The sequence below is a fragment of the Terrisporobacter sp. genome (assembly GCF_017888745.1).
GTDB lineage: Bacteria > Bacillota > Clostridia > Peptostreptococcales > Peptostreptococcaceae > Terrisporobacter.
Genome location: NZ_JAGHFM010000030.1, coordinates 1 through 21,222, shown reverse-complemented (window position 1 = coordinate 21,222; position 21,222 = coordinate 1). Strand labels below are relative to the sequence as shown.

Sequence of the window (21,222 nt, the reverse complement as noted above, 5' to 3'; positions counted from 1 at the left end):
GAGAAAATATTATGAGTAAAAAAAGTGTTGATTTAGGGACTGGAAGTGTAGGAAAGCTTCTTGTAAGTTTAGCTATTCCATCTATAATAGGTCAATTAGTAAATCTACTATATAATATAGTTGATAGAATATTTATTGGTAGAATGCCAAGTGGTGATTTAGCTATGGCCGGTGTTGGTATAGTAACACCGATAGTTTTATTAGTGGCGGCATTTAGCGCACTTATAGGATTTGGTGGGGCACCTCTTACTGCCATAAAAATGGGTGAGCAAGATAATGATGGCGCAGAAAAAATAATGAGTAATAGCTTTGCTATGCTTATAATTACTGGTATTGTATTGACAATTGTATTTTTTGTATTTAGAGAGCAGATTGTTGTTGCATTTGGTGCTAGTGAGCTTACTAAAGGATATGCATTAGATTATTTATCTATTTATCTTATAGGTACAATATTTGTCCAGATATCATTAGGTATGAATGCCTTTATTAATACTCAAGGTTTTGCTAAAATTGGTATGTTTACTGTGGCAATAGGTGCAGCTATTAATATAATCTTAGACCCAATATTTATATTTACGCTAAATATGGGGGTAAAAGGTGCAGCACTTGCAACTATAATATCTCAATTTGTATCTGCTTTATTTGTATTAAATTTCTTATTTGGAAAGAAGAGTATTTTAAAAATAAGAAAAAAATATCTATCACTAGATAAAAAGATAGCCATATCGATAATATCTTTAGGTATAGCACCATTTATAATGCAATCAACGGAGAGTTTAGTTTTAGTTAGTTTAAATAACCAGCTTTTAAAATATGGTGGAGATATAGCAGTAAGTGCTATGACTATAATGAGTAGTATATCTCAATTAATATTAATGCCTTTGATGGGAATTACTCAAGGTGCACAGCCTATAATGAGTTATAATTATGGTGCAAAGCAAATGGATAGAGTTAAAAAAACATTTAAGTTATTATTTATAGCATCTTTTTCTTACTCAACATTAATGGTTGTCTTATTATGTTTATTCCCAGAAATATTTGTTGGAATATTTAATAACAAACCTGAATTAGTTGAAATAACTTCATGGAGTATTAGAATTTATTTTGCAGGAATGTTCTTATTAGGTGCTCAAATATCATGCCAACAAACATTCTTAGCATTAGGTCAAGCAAAGATATCTTTATTCTTAGCTTTATTAAGAAAAATAATGCTTTTAGTTCCATTAATATTCATACTACCAATGGTAATGGAGGATGGATTGAAAGCAGTATTATTGGCAGAGCCAGCTGCTGATATAGTAGCGTGTTTAACTACGGTATTTGTATTTATAAGATTTTATAAAAAGACATTTACTAAAAATGAATTAGGTGAAAGTAAGTAGATTAGTTAAATAAATTTTATCTTCTAGATATATCAACCACTACAGTTACTTAAATAGAAACTAGTTTGTATACTAAGTAATACTTTGATTGTTAGTAAAAAATACTGTATATTTACTATCTATATGATAATATAAAATATAAATAAAAATAAGTAGGAAAAATATGTCTAGAGGAGGGAATTATATTTGGCAACACTAAAGCAAATAGCTGACGAAGTAGGAGTTTCTGTTGGAACAGTTTCTAGAGTTTTAAATAATGATACTACAATAAGTGTTAGTAATGAAACAAAAATAAAAATATTTGATGTAGCAGAAGAAATGCAGTATAAGACATTAAAACAAAGAAAAATAGATAATAAATCTAAGTCAGTAAATAAATTAAGAGTTGGAATTGTAGAAATGTATGAACCTAGTGAACAACTAGAAGATCCATATTATCTATTACTTAGAAGTGTGGTAGATAAAGAATGTTTTGAGAATGAGATAGAAGTTGTAAATTTATATAAAAGCGAGGACTGTTATAAGTTTATAGGTAATGAGCCTATAAATGGAATAATTGCTATAGGTAAATTTACAAAGAAAGAAATCAAGAAGTTAAAAGATATAAATGAGAATATAGTATTTTTAGATTCTTCACCTGATGATATGAATTATGACTCTGTAAAAATAAATTTTAAATTAGGAACAGAAATGGCTCTAGATTATTTAATAAAATTAGGCCATAGACACATAGGATATATAGGAAGTTTTGAGACATTAGACGATTATAAAGAAAAAAGTTTAGATAAAAGATTAGAATTTTATAAAAGTTATATGATAGCGAGAGGCTTATATAATGAAGATTACGTATTGGATACGAAAAATGTAAGTTCAGAGGATGGATATATTACTACAAAAGAATTTATAGAAAATAAAAAGGAAATGCCTACAGCCTTTTTTGTAGGAACAGATACTATTGCAACTGGTGTACTTAGAGCTTTATATGAAGACAATTTAATGGTTCCTGATAATGTGAGTATAATAGGGTTTAATGATGTAATAGCTTCTCAACATACCATACCACCACTTACTACAGTTAGGGTACATATAGAGAATTTGGCGAGTGCATCCATAGATTTAATATTAGAAAGAATGATAAAAGAAAGAACATATAGTAAAAAGGTTATTATACCAAGTGAACTTGTTATAAGAAAAAGTACAAGTAAATTAAAAGATTTATTGAAAAAATAGTGATTGAGAAATCACTATTTTTTTTGATAAAGAATTTTTAGAGTGTGTTAATAATTGTAGTTAATGTAATTATTAACAGGTTAAACCTACTTTTATTTTTAATATTGCTAATATAGGATAATAATATTCTAAAGTAAAAAATAAGTAAAAATTAAGTAAAAAATAAGTAAAAAAATTGAGCAGAATTATTGTGACACAAATATATTTCTGTTATTATGAAAGTATAGTAATAATATAATAAAAACAAATTTGGGGGATATTATGAAAAAAAATATACTAGAAATCTTTAGTAAAACTTTTAATTATGAGGAAGGAGTAAGAACGTTTTTTTCTCCAGGAAGAGTAAACTTAATAGGTGAGCATACAGATTATAATGGAGGTAATGTTTTTCCTTGTGCAATAAGTTTTGGAACTTATGGAGCAATTTCATTAAGAGATGATAAAGTTGTAAGAATGTATTCTGGAAATTTTGTAGATAAAGGTGTAATAAGTTTTAATATAGATAACTTAAGAAATGAGAAAGAACATGATTGGGCCAATTATCCAAAGGGAGTAATAGAGATTTTAAGACAAAATGGATATAATGTACAACAAGGTTTTGATATGGTTGTATTTGGAAATATACCAAATGGAGCTGGATTATCTTCTTCGGCATCTTTAGAATTACTAATGGCTGTTATGATAAATGAGATATTTAAATTTAATATAGATAGAGTTGAGTTAGTTAAGTTCTGTCAAATGTCAGAAAATGATTTTATAGGTGTTAACTGTGGAATAATGGACCAATTTTCAATAGGTATGGGACAAAAAAATAGAGCTATATTATTAGATTGTAATACTCTTATTTATAAATACAGTACGGTAGATTTAAAAGATGAAGTAATAGTAATTGCTAATACTAATAAAAGAAGAGGGCTTGCTGATTCAAAATATAATGAAAGAAGAAGAGAATGTGAAAAAGCATTAAGGGAGCTTCAAGGTGAATTAAAAATAAACTCTTTAGGAGAACTTACGGAGGAAGAGTTTGAAAAAAATAAACATTTAATAAAAGATGAAATAAGAATAAAAAGAGCTAAACATGCAGTTTATGAAAATCAAAGAACTTTAAAAGCGGTAAATGCTTTAGAAGAAAATGATATAGTCACTTTTGGAAAATTAATGAATGAATCTCATAGCTCTCTTAGAGATGATTATGAAGTCACAGGAAAAGAGTTAGATACATTAGTCGAATTAGCACTAAATCATGAAGGTACTATTGGCTCTAGGATGACAGGAGCTGGATTTGGTGGATGTACAGTTTCTATAATAAAAAAAGATAAGGTAGAAGATTTTATAAACGTTGTCGGACAAAAATATAAAGAAATAATAGGATATGATGCAGATTTTTATGTAGCTAATATAGGAGAAGGAACTAGAGAAATATAAACTTAGGGGGGAGATAATATGATATTAGTTTGTGGTGGAGCAGGATATATAGGTAGTCATGCAGTTAGACAACTTATAGATATGGAAGAAGAAGTAGTTATAGTAGATAATTTAGAAAATGGACACCTAGGGGCAATACATCAAGAAGCTAAATTTTATAAAGTTGATATAAGAAATGAAGAAGAATTAAATAAAGTTTTTGAAGAAAATAGGATAGATGAAGTTATACATTTTGCAGCTAACTCACTAGTTGGGGAAAGTATGATGAATCCATTAAAATATTACAACAATAATGTTCATGGAACAGAAGTGCTTTTAAAAGTTATGATAAAGCACGGTGTGAAAAAAATAGTATTTTCATCAACAGCTGCTACATATGGTGAGCCTAAAAATATACCAATATTAGAAAATGATGAAACTAATCCAACAAATGCTTATGGAGAAACAAAACTTGCTATGGAAAAAATGATGAAATGGGCAGATTTAGCACATGGAGTGAAATATATATCTCTTAGATACTTTAATGTGGCAGGAGCTCATGAAAGTGGGGAAATAGGAGAAGATCACAATCCAGAAACTCATCTAATTCCATTGATACTTCAAGTTCCACTTGGAAAAAGGGAAAGTATATCTATATTTGGAGATGACTATGATACGCATGATGGAACTTGTATAAGAGATTATATACATGTTATAGATTTAGCAGATGCTCATATATTGGCAGTGGAGAAATTAAGAGGCGGTTGTGATAGTAATATATACAATCTAGGTAGTGGCAATGGATTTACAGTTAAAGAAATGGTAGAAGCTGCAAGAAAAGTAACTGGTCATGAAATTCCAGCAAAAATTTGTGAAAGAAGGGCAGGAGATCCAGCAAAACTTGTAGCATCTTCAAATAAGGCAAGAAAAGAGCTTGGATGGGAACCAAAGTTAGAAAATATTGAAGAGATGATTTTATCAGCTTGGAAATGGCATAAAAATCATCCAAATGGTTTTGAAAAATAATAAAGAGTTATTTAAGGAATATAAGGGGGAAGGCTATGAATATATATGTTGAATTTGAAAGACTATTAAACTTTGGACTAAAACATAAATTATTTGAAAAAGAAGATATAACTTTTATGAGAAACTCTCTTATTGAGTTATTTAAACTAGATGAATATATAATTACAGAAGTAGAAGATGAAGATTTAGAAAATATAACTCCTGTAATGGATAATTTATTGAATTATGCTTATAAAGTGGGAATATTAGAATCTAATTCACCTATTTATAGAGATTTATTAGATGCCAAAATAATGGCATTATTAATGCCAAGACCATCTCAGGTGATTAATAAATTTAATAGATTTTATGAGTTTAACGAAAAAGATGCAACAGATTATTTATATAGTTTAAGTAAATCTTGTGATTATATTAGAATATCAAGAATAGCTCAAAATATAACTTGGAAGACAAATACAAAGTATGGTGATATAGATATAACTATAAATTTATCTAAGCCTGAAAAAGATCCAAAAGCTATTGCTGCAGCTAAAAATATAAAAAGTTCATCTTATCCCAAATGCCTATTATGTAAAGAAAACGTGGGATATGCAGGGCGGGTAAATCATCCAGCCAGACAAAATTTAAGAGTGATTCCTTTTAAACTACAAAATGAAGAGTGGAATTTACAATACTCACCATATTCATATTACAATGAACATTGTATAGTATTATCTAGTGAGCATGTACCTATGGTAATAAGTAAATCTACTTTTGATAGAAATTTAGAGTTTGTAGAAAAATTTCCCCATTACTTTATAGGATCTAATGCAGATCTACCTATAGTTGGAGGATCTATACTTACTCATGATCATTATCAAGGTGGAAGATATGAATTTGCTATGTCAAAAGCAGAAGATGTATATGATATACAGATTCAAGGTTATGAAGATATAAAAATATCAATGATAAAATGGCCATTATCAGTTATAAGAATAAAGGGAAAAGACAGACATAGATTAAGTATATTAGGTGAAAAAATATTAAATCATTGGAGAAATTACTCTGATGAAAATGTGGGAATTTTATCACATAGTGATGATACACTTCATAACACTATAACTCCTATATCTAGAAAAAGAGAAGGTAATTTTGAATTAGATTTAGTACTTAGAAATAATAGATGTGATGAAAATTATCCAGATGGAATTTTCCATCCTCATAAAGAACTCCATCATATTAAAAAAGAAAATATAGGCTTAATAGAAGTTTTAGGTTTAGCGGTTTTACCAGCTAGATTAAAAGAAGAGTTAACAAAAATAAAAGAATTTTTATTAGATAGTTCTAAGGAATATAACATGAAGGAAGACGAAAGTTTGATACCTCATTTAGCATGGTTTAATGAAATAAAAGAAAAATACAACTACATAGATAAAAAGAATATAGATTCTATTATAGAAGATGAAGTTGGTTTTGTATTTGAAAAAGTTTTAGAGCATTGTGGAGTATTTAAATGGGATGAAGACGGAAAGAAAGCTATAAATAAATATTTAGACAGTCTTAAGCTTTTTGCTGGAGAGGAAAAAACTCATGAAGTATAAAAAAAGTATTGTAGGAAGTTTAAATAATGAAGAAATTGTAGCATATAATATAAAATTTAAAAATGGATTTGAGGTAGAAATACTTAATTTAGGAGGAGTTATTACAAAAATAATCACTCCAGATAAAGATAATAATTTGGAAAATATAGTGTTAGCTTATGAATATATAAATGATTATATTGAAAATCCATATTACTATGGAGCTATTATTGGTAGAACTTCAGGAAGAATTAATGAAGGTAAAATAATAATCGATGAAAATGAATATGAACTAAATAAGAACTATGGACTTCATCAAGGTCATGGTGGAGATAAAGGATTTAGTCATAGAATATGGAAGGTAGAAATTGAAGAAAATGATAACTGTGTTACTTTGAATTTAAATACATTATCTAAGGATATGGAAGAAAATTACCCAGGTAACTTAAATGTCAGTGTTATTTTTAATATTTATGAAGATTATAAAATTGAAGAAATTTATAGAGCTAAAAGTGATAAAAATACTTTGGTTAATATGACAAATCATACGTATTTTAACTTAAGTGGAAACATTAAGGAACCAGTTACAGATTCTTATTTACAGTTGGATAGTGACTATATATTGGAACTTAATGAAACTTGCGTTCCAACCGGAGAAAAAATTGATGTAACAAAAACACCTTTTGATTTTAGAAAATTAAAATTAATAGGAAGAGATATTGATGAAAATCATGAGCAAATTAGAATAGGAAATGGATATGATCATGCTTTTTTATTAAATAATGATAAAAATATTTATTTAGAGGACAAAAAATCCAAAAGAAATATGACCATAGAAACGAACCAAGATTGTGTAGTTGTATATACTATGAATTGGGAACACGAAAAAATAACATATACAGGAGAAGCTCCTCATATTAGACATGGAATATGTTTTGAAACACAAGCTCAACCTATAGGGGAAAATATGTGTTTCATGGAAAATTCTATATTAAATAAAGATAAAGAATATATACAAAAGACTGTTTATAAATTTAGTACAATTAAATAATTAACAAAAGTATAGTATCATACAAAGTAGTTTTGTTAAATTTGATAGTTAGAAAAATAATAAATTGTTATATTTAGTAATGAAAATTTTACCATAAAAGGCCTATACTACTAAAAATAGTGTGAGGCCTTTTTTATTATAGTTTGCAATCTAATTTATATTATAAAGTCTTTATATGATTAATTATAGGTTTTATGGATTTTTCATTAAATAAAATTAAAGATTTGCCATAAGATTCTAATATTTTTTTATCGTCATCAGTTCTTTTACTTTCATCCTTTTTCTTTATAAATCCTATTAAAGCATACATCATTATTTTATTGAAAAAATTAAGTTTGCTATAATTTATATCTCCTAATAAGTTAAAAACTTGTATTTTAGTAATCATATCTTCAGTAAAGTTTCTTTTTATTAAATCATCATAAGTTTTTTTATCGTTTGGATTTGTAATACCTACAGTATACACTATAACATTTTTATATTTTATATTTTCATAATTGTTTATTATAGTTCTTAGTCCGTTAATTCTACCAGCATAAATTCCACCACCATAAATAATAGTATTATACTTATCCAACGTATCTTTATTAACTTTAGATTCTTCTAATAAATTACAATTAAGTTTTTTAGATAAGTACTGTGCATATCTTTTTGTGCTACCATATTTAGATTTATATATGACTATAATATTATCCATTTAAGACCCTCCATTTTACTAAATATATTTATTATCTAATTATATTGTATATATATTTTAAGTATTTTAGATAGATATACATTGATTAAAAAACATGAACCTTTAACAGAAAGTTATTACTATATATTACTTTGTTTATATAAAAGTCCTAATCATGGATATAGAATTATGTAAATTCAATTTATAATGGTTGGGATTATTTTAGAAAAGAGTATAAAGAATCGTTAGATAAAAAGATTATGAAATTTATATGGATTTAACTTCTTACAATTAAATGTTAAAAAGATGAGCATTTTACTTATTTTTTTATTATGGAAATATAGCAAAATAAAATTTTTAAAAAAGATAAAAAGAATCTACATACTAATAAGTTTTAATATATAGGATAAAATACAACTGTAATAGTATTGTTAAAAAAATACAGTTTAAAATGATGAAATTTGTAGAAATTTAAGTTAGAAATATGATAAAATATAAAAATAATTTCTTAGAAAGGTTACGATTACATTATGAACAATACAAATTCCTATGCTTTAGTATTCGGAGTATCAGTTTTTGATATTTGCGGATTTACGGATAATAATTATAGATGTAATGACTCTAACCCAGGCCAAGTAAAGACTTCTTTTGGAGGTGTTTGCAGAAACATAGCTGAATGTATGTCTAGAGTAGGAGTTAATACAAAGTTTATATCAATCTTAGGTGATGATGAAACTGGTAAAAGAATGATTGAATACTCAAAGCTTATGAATTACGACATGAGTGATTCTTTGATAATAGAAGGTGGTCATACACCAACTTATATGGCGATACTTAATCATGAAGGAGAAATGGTATCAGCGGTAGTAGATATGAAAATTATAGATAGATTTACTACAGAATTCATTGATTCTAAAGCCGACATTATAAGAAATTCTGAATATATGATTTTAGATTCAGATAGACCAGATATAGTAGAATATATATTAGAGAACTTCAAAGGAGAAACTAAGTTTATACTAGATCCAGTTTCTGCTGCAAAAGCTGAAGGAGTAAAACATTTAATTAAAAATTTCCATACAATAAAGCCAAATAGATATGAAGCTGAAATTATGTGTGGATTTGAAATTAAAACTGATGAAGATATCAGAAGAGCCGGAAAGTACTTTGTTGATTTAGGTATAAAAAATGTATTTATAACATTAGATGAAGATGGAATATACTATAACAATGGAGTAGAAGAAGGTAAATTAAAAGCTAATGATGTAAAAGTTGTAAATGTTACAGGAGCAGGAGATTCTTTTGTAGCAGGTATAGCTCATGGTTATATGGAAGAAATATCTCTAGTAGACACATTAAAATTTGCAATATCAATGTCTACTATAACAATATCAACAGAAGAAACTATACATCCTAACATGTGTTACGATTTAGTTAAGGAATATGTTGATAATATAAATTGGACTCATACAAAATATAATATATAATTTTTAATATTAAAATCCTTTCACAAAATGAAAGGATTATTTTTTTTATACATATAATTTTTTACTTGTAAGAAATTATAGAATAAGTATATAATATAATTACAAAATTTGTTAATTTTTATTAAAATAAAAGGGATTAGTTATAAAAAGGTAATGAGTGTGGGGGAGTTTAATGAAATTAAAACATATAGTAATTATAGAAGATAATATATCTAGCTTGGAACTTTTTGAAAGGATTCTTAAACCTTTTTATAAAGTAACTCTATTAATATCTAGTACTCAAGCTTTAAAATTCTTAGATAAAAATGTACCAGATTTGATTTTATTAGATGTTAATATGCCTGATATTGATGCATATGAAACATTATCTGAAATAAAAAAAGACCCTAGATTAGATAATGTACCAGTTCTACTAATTAGTGAATTAGTAGATATTAATAAAGGGTTTAGAGGATTTGAATTAGGTGCAGTTGATGTAATATTGAGAGATATTCCTAAATCTATAATAAATAGGGTTAAGTTACATTTAGAAATTAGTGAGTATAAGAATGACTTAGAAGAAAAAGTTCGTGAAAAAACGGAGATGATAGAACATTTACAAGATGTAATGATGTTATCTATAGCAGAACTTGTGGAATGTAGAGATGAAAATACTGGAGGACATATAAAGCGTACTGCTGGCTATGTGAAAATATTACTTGATGAAATTATTAAATCAGGATTATATGCTGATATATTAACACCTGATTATATGAGAGATGTAATTCGTTCAGCGCCGTTACATGATGTGGGGAAAATTGGTATTAATGATGCAACACTTTTTAAAGCAGGACGTTTAGACGATGCAGAATTCGAGCATATGAAAAATCATGCCGAACTTGGTGGTCAAACTATACAAAAAATGATAAATGAAGCTAATTGTGAAAGTTTCTTAGATGTTGCAAAAGACATGGCTTACTATCATCATGAAAAATGGGATGGAAGTGGTTATCCACAAGGTCTAAAAGGAGAAGAAATACCTGTAAGTGCAAGGATAATGGCGGTAGCAGATGTATATGATGCTCTAACAACAAAAAGGCCTTATAAAGAAGCTTTTTCACATGAGCATGCATTAGAAATAATCCTAGAAGGAAAGGGAAAATCTTTTGACCCTAAAATTATTGAAATATTTGAAAAAATACATTATAAGTTTAGGGAAGAAAAATTTTAAATATATATAATTTGTAAGTAATGCAAGAATAAAAATAATTAAATTAAAGGCTATGGGAAAGAGTTTTAATACTTTTTCATAGCCTTTTTAATATTTATATTTTTAAATGATATTGACGCATTGTTTTATGCTTTTTTATAAATTTATCATTTATACTTTTTTTGTTTAAATAATGAATATAAATTATTGGAGATATTATAAATATTAATAGCATTAGTAAAGTTATAAAAGTTAAATAATATCCATTGTTAAATATAAACATTGGAAAAAATACTATGCTTCCGCTTAACCATACTAAACCACAAAAATTATGAACTTTTCTCCATATTAATTCATTTTTTAAAGTACACTTTGTTCTTATTGAAAAGCTAGAATTTCTTTTAGAGTAAGGAATATAGTTACCTATAAAACCAAATATTAGGCAAAGGGAACAACTAAAAAAATTAAAAAAATTAAATTTATTTAAACATGTTTCATAATTTATACTTATATAAAGTGTTATATAAACTAAAATATTTAAGATTATTAAAAAGAAATAATTATTATATTTAGTAATACTATCCTCTTGTTTATGATTGAATGTCAGTGTAAATAATCTTGGCTGAACAAGAACAAATGTTATAATAATTAATGGGACTATAAATAATTGATTTTTACTTCCCCAACCATCAATAACTCCATCAGGATAGTAGTGAACAGGGATTCTATCTGGAATTATAGGATATAAAAAAAGAGTTGCTAGTAAGGGGAGTGTACTAAAAATAGCATAAAAAACTTTATTTGTATTTTTTGAGATCTTCATGATACTCGTCCTTTTTTATTAAAAATTTAGATTAAATAACTCTATATAATATTATATATTCAAATTTAGAAATAATGTCCAAGATATTAAAAGTTTTAATAAAAAGTTGAAGTAATATTATACGTAATAGCTATGATTAAGTATAATTATAGATAATAACAATATGTGAATGGATGAATAATAATAAGGAGAATAAGACGTGAATAAAATAATAAAAACATTAATAATAGTTATTTGCATGACAATTTTATTAACTGGATGTAATAAAAATAATGAAAATGTAGGTACATCAGATAAAAATAATGTAGAGGATACATCTTTAGAAGTAATAAAAGTAATGGAGAAAGTATATATGGATTATATTTATGATATATACTTAGATGAAAATAAATATTTAGGAAAAACTATTGAAATAGAAGGAATGTTCACAAAATATTATAATGATAAGAATAATGAAAATTTCTATGTTTACAGATTAACTGATAACGCTCATGAACATGACGATGAAATGCATACAGAAGAGGTTATGAGTGGTTTTGAATTCAAATGGAATGGTGAAGTTCCAAAGGAAAATGACTGGATAAAGGTTGTTGGGATATTAAAAAAAGAAAATGAAAGCATAATAATTGAGGCTAATTCTGTTGAGATAATGAAACAAAGAGGACTTGAAAAAGTTAGTCAAAGCTATAATGATATGTATTAAGAAAAGACTATTGTAAAGCAATTAAAAAATATTTTACAATAGTCTTTTCTAGTATTATGAATTATATGACTAAATAATTATTTGTGAAAATTCCACTCGTAGTAAAATTCTTCTAAGAAAAGTTCCATAAATCTATGTCTCTCTAGAGCTATATGCTTTGCAGTATCAGTATTCATTAAATTTTTTAGCTTAAATAGCTTTTCATAAAAATGATTTACAGTATGGTTATCTTTATTTTTTACATCATCTAAAGAAGTGTATTCTATAGGTTTAATATTTGGATTATAAATAAGTCTATTTTTACTACCACCATAAGCAAATGTTCTTGCAATACCAATAGCTCCAATAGCATCTAATCTATCGGCATCTTGAACAATTTTTCCTTCTAAAGTATGTTGGGTAGAATCAACTACACCACCTTTAAAAGACATAGTTTTTATTATGTTTAATATTATATTTATATATTTCTCATCTATATTCATAGACTTTAAGAAGTTTTCTGTTACTGTAGTATCAGTATTATTTTCTTTCTTAAATTTCCAATCATCAATATCGTGAAGTAGAGCAGTCATTTTTACTATGAATTCATCACCATTTTCTTTTTCACAAATATATGTTGCTAAGTTATAAACTCTTTCTATATGAAACCAGTCATGTCCAGAGCCTTCACCATATAATTTATCTTTCACAAATATTTTAGTTTTTTCTATGATTAGCTCTTTGTTCATCTTATTTCCTCTCAAATTTGAAAATCTAATATTAAATTCTAGATTTATTATAATACAATTTATGTTTTTAATGCATAAATCTTCAAATTAAAAAGGAGTACAGATTATTATAAATCTGTACTCTTTTTTAGAATTAGATAAAAACTTACTAATTAAATTTATTTTTTATCTTTTTCTTCAACTTTCATAATAAATTTAACACTTCCATTCATATCTTTATCTATACCAGAGAAGTTATCGTAACTTTTAGCAGCTTCAATTAATTTGTCTTTTACTTCCATAGCTCCATCTATATCGCTTATTAATTTATTACCTTCACTTGATAACTTATCTAACCCTTCAGTTTTAAATTTATTTGCACCTTTATATAATTCATTTGATCCATTTGCTAAACTACCTATACCATCTAAAATTTTATTTGAATTAAAAGCTAATTGTGACGAACCATTTTTAAGTTCTTTTACACCACTTCCAAGACTATTACCTCCATCTACTAAAGCTGAAGTTCCAGTTAATAGTTCTTTGCTACCTTCATATGCAGAATTTGCACCAGAAGATAATTGAGAAGAACCTATTTTCAAGGAATTACTACCAGAGACTAAAGATTTTAAGCCTTCGGAAACAGATTTAGAACCTGTACTCAAATTTCCTAGACCGCCTTTCAAGTTAGATAAATTATTTTTTAGATCTGTTATACCATTAGCAAGAGATTCTGCTCCAGATATAGCGGACTGAATACCATTTGATAGAATTTGTAAACCTTGATTTTGACTACTTGCTATACTTTTTAATCCTCCACTTATTTGATCTAATGTAGCAGCTGCTGATTGTAAATTATTAGATGGTGCACTGATAGTATTACCAAGATTTAATATATCTTGAGCTAATTTATCATCACCTAATTCAGAAGCCCTAGAAGCTAGAGATTGTATTTGTGCATTAGTAGATGATGAACTTCCATTACTATTTTTTAGTTGTTCTGATACACTAGAAACTGAGTCAGCAAGAGAAGTCACTTTATCAGTAGAGTTGATTAAGTCTTTAACTCCTGTACTACCACTGTTTAAGCCATTTTTTAGAGATATAGCACCGCTTTCTAATTTTGTGGCCCCAGCTTCTAATTTGCTAGCACCATCATAAGAAGAATTTATACCATTATCAAGGGTAGAGTAAGAATTATCTAATTTAGAAACACCATCACTAACCTGTTTAGCGCCATCACTTAATTTGCTAGAAGATGAACTTAAAGTTGAAAGTCCATTACTTAAAGATGCAGCACCATTATTTAATTTTGGCAAATTATTAAGTAAAGTAGAGGCACCATTATTTAGAGTAGTTATACCTTCATCTAAAGATTTCACTCCTTTATTGAATTCTTTATAATTAGTATCTAGTGTATTGGCCCCTTTACTTACTTGTTCAGCACCATCTACCAAACTTTTACCACCTTCTTCTAATTTATCTAAGGAATTTTTTAAATCTCCAAAGCTAGTATCTGAATCTATATCTTCTAAATATTTAGAAACATCAGAAGTTGCAGCTATCATTATACTTGGTGTTTCAAAGCTTGTAGTATTTCCCTCTATAGTAATATTATCTTTCAAATTTAAATAACTAGATAATTTATTATCTAAATCAAGAGATTCTTTAAATCCAGGAATAGATACAAAAGTAATAGCAGCATTACTTCCTTCATCTAATAAAGTTCCAGTACTAGTTTTTATATCTTTAAAATTATCTCTATTCAAAATAATTTCAGATGCAGTTATAAAAGGTACGTATATAGTTCTAGATTTACCATTTACGGTTACATGTCTGCTTTCATTATTTTTTAAAGTTAGGGTAATTTTAAATTTACCACTTTTACCTTGGATATCTTTGGGATTGACTTCTTTTCCATTTAATTCGTACTTAATATTTACATCAATAGGCAGTTGTTTATTACTCTCGCCTTCGTAGTATAAGTCATCTTCCTTAATATTCCAAGTAACTTTATTTCCTTCAATTTTAGGTTTTTCATCACCTTTTATATTTTTTATATTATTTAAATCACTTATATCATGTATAGTTCCTAAAGTAGATGAAGAATTAATCCAAGCTGATACAATATTTTTGTTAACATTACCATTTTCATCTAAAATAGAATAAACAGTTTCGTCTTTATTAATATTGCTATCCGCAAATATACAAGATGTATTTCCTAACATTAATACTACAGTTGCAAGAGCAACAGATTTATTTTTAATTTCTTTATTAAACATTTTAAAACCCCCATAAATTAATTAGTTTCCTTAGCTAAGTCATTTTTATCTATGAAATTTTTACTAGTTTTAATTATTAAACTTTCAAATAATAGTAGTATGGCTGGTAATATAAATATAATCATAAACATACTTACTATAGCTCCTCTTGACATTAGAGAACAAAGAGAACTTATCATCTCAAGTTTTGATAATAAACCTACACCAACAGTAGCTCCGAAGAATGTTAAAGCACTAGTTAATATAGAAGGTGCGCAACCACTTATAGAGCGTTCCATTGCTTCGAATTTACCATAACCATTATTTCTTTCTTCTTTAAATCTAGAAGTAAGAAGTATTGCATAATCAACAGTAGCTCCGAGTTGTATAGTACCAAGAACTATAGATGCTATAAATGGCTCTACAGTTCCTGTATAATAAGGGATACCTAAGTTAACAAAAATTGCGCATTCAATAGCTAAAACTAGAATAACTGGAAGAGATAATGATTTAAATAAAACAGCAATTATAATAAATATGGCTGCTATTGATACTGCATTAACTTTTGTAAAGTCTGTGTTTGCAATTTTTATTAAATCTAGAGTAAGAGGTGCTTCACCACCAACTAATCCGTCTTTATCATATTTATGAACTATTTTATTTAATTTTTCTATTTGATCATTACATTCATCAGTAGCTGCCTTATATTTTGAATTAACCAGTATTTCTTCATAACCGTTAGATTTAATTTCACTTAAAATATCTTGTGGTAAGAAATCTTGATTAATTCTTGGGCCTATATATTTTTCAAGACCTATAACGGAAGTAATACCATCAATATTTTCTATTTCTTTTATCATTTCACTTATATCATTAGGAGCAACAGAGTCTTTTACTAAGATAAAGTTTGTACTTTCCATATCATAATCAACTTTCATTTTATTTGTAGCTATAATTGATGGAAAGTCATCTGGTAAACTTTCGTCTAGATTATAATAAACATCAGCATTTTTATATCCAAAGTAAGCAGGTATAAAAATTATTACAAATAGTATTGATAATTTTTTATAATGTTTAACTACACCTTTAGATACTTTATTAAATTTTGGTAAGATAGTTTTATGTTTGTATTTTTCAATTTGTTTATCAAATACAAGAATAAAAGAAGGTAGTATAGTAACAGTACTTATAACACCTATTAATACACCTTTTGCCATTACTAATCCAATATCTTTACCAAATCCTAGTTCCATAACACATAAAGCTAAGAAGCCTGCAATAGTAGTTATAGAACTACCAAATACTGAAGTAACAGTATTTGTAATTGCCTTTGCCATAGCAGTTTTCTTATCATCAGGATACTTATATTTTTCTTCTTCATATCGATGCAATAAAAATATGGAGTAATCCATAGTAACACCTAACTGTAAAACAGCGGCAAGGGCTTTGGTTATATATGATATTTCTCCAAATATAATATTTGAACCAAAGTTATATATAACTGCCATACCAATACTTGTTAAAAAAATTATAGGAATGACAGATGATTCTAAAGTAAGACCTAATATTATTAAAATTAAAATACTAGCTGCTAATATATATAAAGGAACTTCTTTATCAGCTAGATCTTTTGTATCTTTTAAAATTCCACACATGCCACTTAAGAAAGATTGTTTACCAGCTATATTTCTAATAGAAGATACAGCATTTTGAGTTTTTATATCACCTGTGGCTTTTTCCATTTTTACAATCATCATTGTAGATTTATCACCATTGTATAAAAAGTCTGTCATATCTTTTGGTAAAATTTCTTTTGGAACTGATAAGTCCATAAAATCATCAACCCATAAAACTTCTTCAACGCCATCAACTTTTGCAACTTTATCTTTGATTTTAGCAACATCTTTATCATCCATATTTTCTACAATTAACATAGCTAGTGTTCCACAACCGAAATCATCTTTTAAAATTTTTTCAGCTTGTGTAGTAGAAATATTATTTGGTAAATAACTTAAGATATCGTAGTTAATATCTGTTTTTATATAACCAAAAATGGATGGAATTAATAAGATAAGTGCAAACATCAAAATTGATTTACTATGCTTTGCAATTTTTTGAGCAATTTTTTCCATTTTAATCCCTCCAATATTCAACAGTTTTTAGGCGTGCCCAAATTACTAATATGATTATAGGGCGTGCCCAAATAGAAGTCAAGAAGAAATATGGAAAAAAAATCTAAAAATATCTAAAAAAAAGATGAACAATTTACATCGTTCATCTTAAAACTCAAAATAATATAGCTTATCTATTATGTTATGATAATCGAATTTTTTTGCTTCATACATAGCTTTATCAACTATTTCATTAACTTTATCATTATCAATAATATTTAATAAATTCAAGCGAGTAGCGGTAATACTTTTTACTATGGAATCAATATCAAAATACTTTTCTCCATGATAATATCTTTTTAATAGTTCACATTCTCCTGCATATCCAATAGTAACACTTAAGTAAAGATCTTTTTCTTTTAAAGTATGATTTAAATCTTTTGATTTTCTTTTACATAAATCAATTAAAATATTTTGAGCTTCTTCTCTAATAATATCTACCTTAGACCCTTCTAGATATATTCTAAATAAGTTTTCATTAAAGACTAGAATATAAGTATAAATGCATTGAATAAGTGCATAGCTTAGCAATACTTCATTTTTATCATCACTATTTTTTATAACATCATCGTAGATTTTATCTAAGATTTGCTTGAAGATGTGTATTAATATATCTTCTTTTTTTCTAAAGTAATAATATAAATGTCCTCTACCTATACCAGATTCTTCAGCTATTTGTCTAATAGTTGTTTTATCATATCCTTGAGTCAAAAATAATTCTGTTGAAACTCTAAGTATATTTTTTTCTAGATTATTTTTACTTTCTAATTTTAATCCACTCATAATATGGCTCCTTTTTAATAGGATTTGTCTAACATAATTATAATACTATAATTATTTTTGAAAAGAGAATTTTTTTATAAGTTGAAAAGTGATAAAAATAAATTTTAATAATATTAATTAAAATTTAATAAAAAAGTTACCTAAAATGAAAACATTAAAGGTAACTTTTTTGTTGAATATTTTTATAATTTCTAACCGCTTAGTGGAGCAACAAACCTGTTTTTTAAGGCTGTTTTCCATATGAGTTAAGCAAATTTTAGTTATTAGTATTATTTAAAGGAGTATAAACTCTAGCTGCTAATTCATCATCTAATAAATAAAGAGCAGCTGGATTTCCTTCGCATCTTCTTACTTTTTTTAATATAGAATGGAAGTTATCTTCTTCCTCTACTTGTTCATCAATAAACCATCTTAAGAAACTCATTGTAGCGTGTTCTCTTTCTTCACTAGCTATATCAGCTAAATTATAGAATCTTTTAGTAACTTCTCTTTCATGATTTAAACCAGTTTCAAATACATCTAACATGCTATCATATTTTTCCTTTGGTTTAGCTATTTCCCCAAGTATAACAGTACCACCTTTTTGGAAAACATAATCATATAATTTTGTAGCATGATCTAATTCTTCTTTTGCTTGAACTCTAAAAAAATTAGCAAATCCACTTAAATCAGATGATTCACAAAATGCTGCCATTGCTAGATAAGTATATGAAGAGTAGAATTCAAAAGTTATTTGCTCGTTTAAAGCTAGTTCTAATTTTTCACTTAACATATTAACACCTCTAAATATAATATTTTTATCTTCTATAATTTTAGCATAATGAGAGAGAGTAGTTATCATAAAATTTGGTAAAAATGAAAAAAAACAATTTTTATAGTATAATCATTTGTAAATAAATAGAAAAGGGGATATAAAAATGAAAATAATTATAGATGAAAAAATAATTGAAAAATGTAATCATATTGCCATAGGTTCAATAGAATCTATAGTAGTGGTAAAAGAAGATAATGAAGCAAATGAAGAACTTTGGAAAATTATAGATGAACAAGCTAAAGCTATAGAAAATAAAATTGACGTTAAAGAAATTTCAAAAATAAAAAATATTGCTGATTCAAGGGTGGCATATAAAGCTTTTGGAAAAGATCCATCGAGATATAGATTATCTTCTGAAGCATTATATAGAAGAATAGCTAGGGGACTTGGTTTATATAAAGTTAACAATGTAGTTGATATAAATAATCTAATCTCTCTACAGTCAGCTTATTCTGTGGGAACTTATGATTTAGATAAGTTAAGAGGAGAAATTCATTTTACTATTGCTGATGAAGGAGAAACTTATGCGGGAATAGGTAAAGGAGAATTAAATATTACTAATTTACCAGTATTTTATGATGAAGAAGGTAAGTTTGGTAGCACTACATCAGATTCAGAAAGAGCTATGATTACTGCTGATGCAAAACATATTTTAATGAATATTGTTTCCTTTAATGGAGAGGATGAATTAGAAAAATATATGGATGAAGCTTGTGAATTATTAGAAAAATATGCAGATGGTAAAATTTTAAGTAAAGAAATTAATAAATGTTAATATAATTTAATAAAATAATAATTCTTCCCATAGAGAAGAAGAATTTCATGGATGGAGATGAGTAAATTGAAAAAAATTCAAAAGGCCAAGGTTAGTACAAATTTAGAGGTTATTGATAATGTAGAAGAATTATTAGCTTTGATAGAAGATGACGAAAAAATTTATTATAAGTTAATAGAAAATATTGATATTCCAAGTATAGATGAATCTAGAATATCTTTTGATGGTTGCATATTTAGAAATGTAAGTTTTGATAATTGTACTTTTAGATACATAGACTTGCAAGATGTGGTATTTGAAAAGTGTGACTTATCTAATATAGATTTTTCTGAAGGGAGTATTTTTAGAAGTGAATTTTTAAATTGTAAAATTATTGGGTCTAAGTTAGAAGATGCTCATTTAAAAGATTGTTTATTTAAAAACATATTAGGAGATTACAGTAGTTTTTCTTTCAGTAAACTTAATAAAGTGAATTTTGAAAGTTCGTCCTTTGAATCAAGTGTCTTCATGGAAGTTAAAAATAAATATATGTATTTTGATGATTGTGATTTAAAAAAGACTGTGTTTACAAAAACTTATTTAGAAGGAGTAGATTTATCTAATTGTGAAATTGACGGTATAGAAATAGGTATACCAGAATTATATAAGCTGAAGGTAAATGCGAGTCAAGGATTAGAGTTAACAAGACTAATGGGTCTAATTATTGAGTAAGGTTTATTTAACTTAAAAACATCTTGTATATAGTCATTTTTTGATTTAATATATTGTATAAACAATTAGTTTTGATGAAATATTAATCCTTAAGGAGAATGATGGATGAACAGATCTACAAATACTAGAGACGGCATATTATATAGTTTTAAAAGGGTATTAGTAAGATTTAAAGATGCTAAGTTTGGATTTGGCCTGATTAAAAATTTACCTAAGTTAGCAGATTATTTTAGTGATAGGAATGTTTCAATATTTGGAAAAGCTAAGATATTCTTTTCTTTTGTAGTAGTATTAATATATTTTGTATTTGCTATTGATATAATTCCAGAAATATTATTTGGACCAATAGGATTTTTTGATGATGCATTTATGTTAATTTGGGCAATTGGAAATATAAATGAAGAGCTAGATAAGTATAAAGGGCCACAAGATCCTGGTGTGAGAGGAAATAAAAAGGTATATAAAGATCC

At 26.7% G+C, this 21,222-nt stretch carries 19 protein-coding genes; 12 read left to right on the top strand and 7 right to left on the bottom strand.

The features are described from left to right. Positions 1-11: 11 nt before the first annotated feature. The 6 genes from J7G74_RS01170 to J7G74_RS01145 all read left to right on the top strand — a co-directional run bounded on the left by J7G74_RS01170 (position 12) and on the right by J7G74_RS01145 (position 7,652). The gene (locus J7G74_RS01170) at positions 12-1,382 is read left to right on the top strand and encodes an MATE family efflux transporter (protein ID WP_297130727.1); all 1,371 of its coding nucleotides are present in this window, start codon (positions 12-14) and stop codon (positions 1,380-1,382) included. 186 nt (positions 1,383-1,568) lie between these two features. Further along, entirely contained in the window at positions 1,569-2,612 is a 1,044-nt protein-coding gene (locus J7G74_RS01165) for a LacI family DNA-binding transcriptional regulator (RefSeq protein ID WP_297130724.1), read from the top strand. Between the two features lie 261 nt (positions 2,613-2,873). Beyond that, the gene (locus J7G74_RS01160) at positions 2,874-4,037 is read left to right on the top strand and encodes a galactokinase (RefSeq protein ID WP_297130721.1); all 1,164 of its coding nucleotides are present in this window, start codon (positions 2,874-2,876) and stop codon (positions 4,035-4,037) included. An 18-nt stretch (positions 4,038-4,055) separates the two neighbouring features. Further along, positions 4,056-5,042: a UDP-glucose 4-epimerase GalE gene (gene galE, locus J7G74_RS01155; protein ID WP_297130718.1), complete on the top strand. Its 987-nt coding sequence runs from the start codon at positions 4,056-4,058 to the stop codon at positions 5,040-5,042. 35 nt (positions 5,043-5,077) lie between these two features. Further along, the gene (gene galT, locus J7G74_RS01150; RefSeq protein WP_297130715.1) at positions 5,078-6,622 is read left to right on the top strand and encodes a UDP-glucose--hexose-1-phosphate uridylyltransferase; all 1,545 of its coding nucleotides are present in this window, start codon (positions 5,078-5,080) and stop codon (positions 6,620-6,622) included. Continuing rightward, positions 6,612-7,652, top strand: a complete 1,041-nt coding sequence (locus J7G74_RS01145) for an aldose epimerase family protein (RefSeq protein WP_297130712.1) — start codon at positions 6,612-6,614, stop codon at positions 7,650-7,652. Before galT ends, J7G74_RS01145 begins: the two co-directional genes overlap by 11 nt. A gap of 160 nt (positions 7,653-7,812) precedes the next feature. Here J7G74_RS01145 and J7G74_RS01140 read toward each other — a convergent pair whose 3' ends face one another. Beyond that, on the bottom strand, positions 7,813-8,349 hold the full coding sequence (locus J7G74_RS01140; RefSeq protein WP_297130709.1) for a flavodoxin domain-containing protein: 537 nt from the start codon (positions 8,347-8,349) through the stop codon (positions 7,813-7,815). 509 nt (positions 8,350-8,858) lie between these two features. Here J7G74_RS01140 and J7G74_RS01135 point away from each other — a divergent pair. Then, positions 8,859-9,815 carry a carbohydrate kinase family protein gene (locus J7G74_RS01135; protein WP_297130706.1) on the top strand — a complete coding sequence of 319 codons (957 nt, stop codon included), beginning with the start codon at positions 8,859-8,861 and terminating at the stop codon, positions 9,813-9,815. A gap of 172 nt (positions 9,816-9,987) precedes the next feature. Continuing rightward, positions 9,988-11,025 carry an HD-GYP domain-containing protein gene (locus J7G74_RS01130; protein WP_297130703.1) on the top strand — a complete coding sequence of 346 codons (1,038 nt, stop codon included), beginning with the start codon at positions 9,988-9,990 and terminating at the stop codon, positions 11,023-11,025. Positions 11,026-11,119: 94 nt separating this feature from the next. Here the strand turns inward: J7G74_RS01130 and J7G74_RS16885 are convergent, their stop codons facing one another. Beyond that, positions 11,120-11,827: a DUF1648 domain-containing protein gene (locus J7G74_RS16885; protein WP_443081633.1), complete on the bottom strand. Its 708-nt coding sequence runs from the start codon at positions 11,825-11,827 to the stop codon at positions 11,120-11,122. A gap of 199 nt (positions 11,828-12,026) precedes the next feature. Here J7G74_RS16885 and J7G74_RS01125 point away from each other — a divergent pair, with 199 nt between their 5' ends. Beyond that, on the top strand, positions 12,027-12,530 hold the full coding sequence (locus J7G74_RS01125; protein WP_297130700.1) for a TIGR03943 family putative permease subunit: 504 nt from the start codon (positions 12,027-12,029) through the stop codon (positions 12,528-12,530). A 77-nt stretch (positions 12,531-12,607) separates the two neighbouring features. On the opposite strand, the gene J7G74_RS01120 is transcribed toward J7G74_RS01125, so the two are convergent. The 5 genes from J7G74_RS01120 to J7G74_RS01100 form a co-directional block, all read right to left on the bottom strand. After that, the gene (locus tag J7G74_RS01120; protein WP_297130698.1) at positions 12,608-13,258 is read right to left on the bottom strand and encodes an HD domain-containing protein; all 651 of its coding nucleotides are present in this window, start codon (positions 13,256-13,258) and stop codon (positions 12,608-12,610) included. A 158-nt stretch (positions 13,259-13,416) separates the two neighbouring features. After that, positions 13,417-15,519 carry a hypothetical protein gene (locus J7G74_RS01115; protein WP_297130695.1) on the bottom strand — a complete coding sequence of 701 codons (2,103 nt, stop codon included), beginning with the start codon at positions 15,517-15,519 and terminating at the stop codon, positions 13,417-13,419. A 17-nt stretch (positions 15,520-15,536) separates the two neighbouring features. Continuing rightward, positions 15,537-17,630, bottom strand: coding sequence for an efflux RND transporter permease subunit (locus J7G74_RS01110; RefSeq protein ID WP_297130692.1), 2,094 nt, complete (start codon positions 17,628-17,630; stop codon positions 15,537-15,539). Between the two features lie 147 nt (positions 17,631-17,777). Next, positions 17,778-18,452 (bottom strand): TetR/AcrR family transcriptional regulator, encoded by a 675-nt coding sequence (locus tag J7G74_RS01105; RefSeq protein WP_297130688.1) that lies wholly within the window; start codon positions 18,450-18,452, stop codon positions 17,778-17,780. A 256-nt stretch (positions 18,453-18,708) separates the two neighbouring features. Further along, complete coding sequence (locus J7G74_RS01100) at positions 18,709-19,224, bottom strand: ferritin (RefSeq protein WP_297130685.1); 516 nt, start codon at positions 19,222-19,224, stop codon at positions 18,709-18,711. A 145-nt stretch (positions 19,225-19,369) separates the two neighbouring features. On the opposite strand from J7G74_RS01100, the gene J7G74_RS01095 reads away from it, so the two are divergent. The 3 genes from J7G74_RS01095 to J7G74_RS01085 form a co-directional block, all read left to right on the top strand. Next, positions 19,370-20,041 carry a B3/B4 domain-containing protein gene (locus J7G74_RS01095; protein ID WP_297130682.1) on the top strand — a complete coding sequence of 224 codons (672 nt, stop codon included), beginning with the start codon at positions 19,370-19,372 and terminating at the stop codon, positions 20,039-20,041. A gap of 57 nt (positions 20,042-20,098) precedes the next feature. Beyond that, positions 20,099-20,752, top strand: coding sequence for a pentapeptide repeat-containing protein (locus J7G74_RS01090; RefSeq protein ID WP_297130679.1), 654 nt, complete (start codon positions 20,099-20,101; stop codon positions 20,750-20,752). Positions 20,753-20,857: 105 nt separating this feature from the next. Then, on the top strand, positions 20,858-21,222 hold a 365-nt coding region (locus J7G74_RS01085), incomplete at its 3' end, for a YkvA family protein (protein ID WP_297130676.1).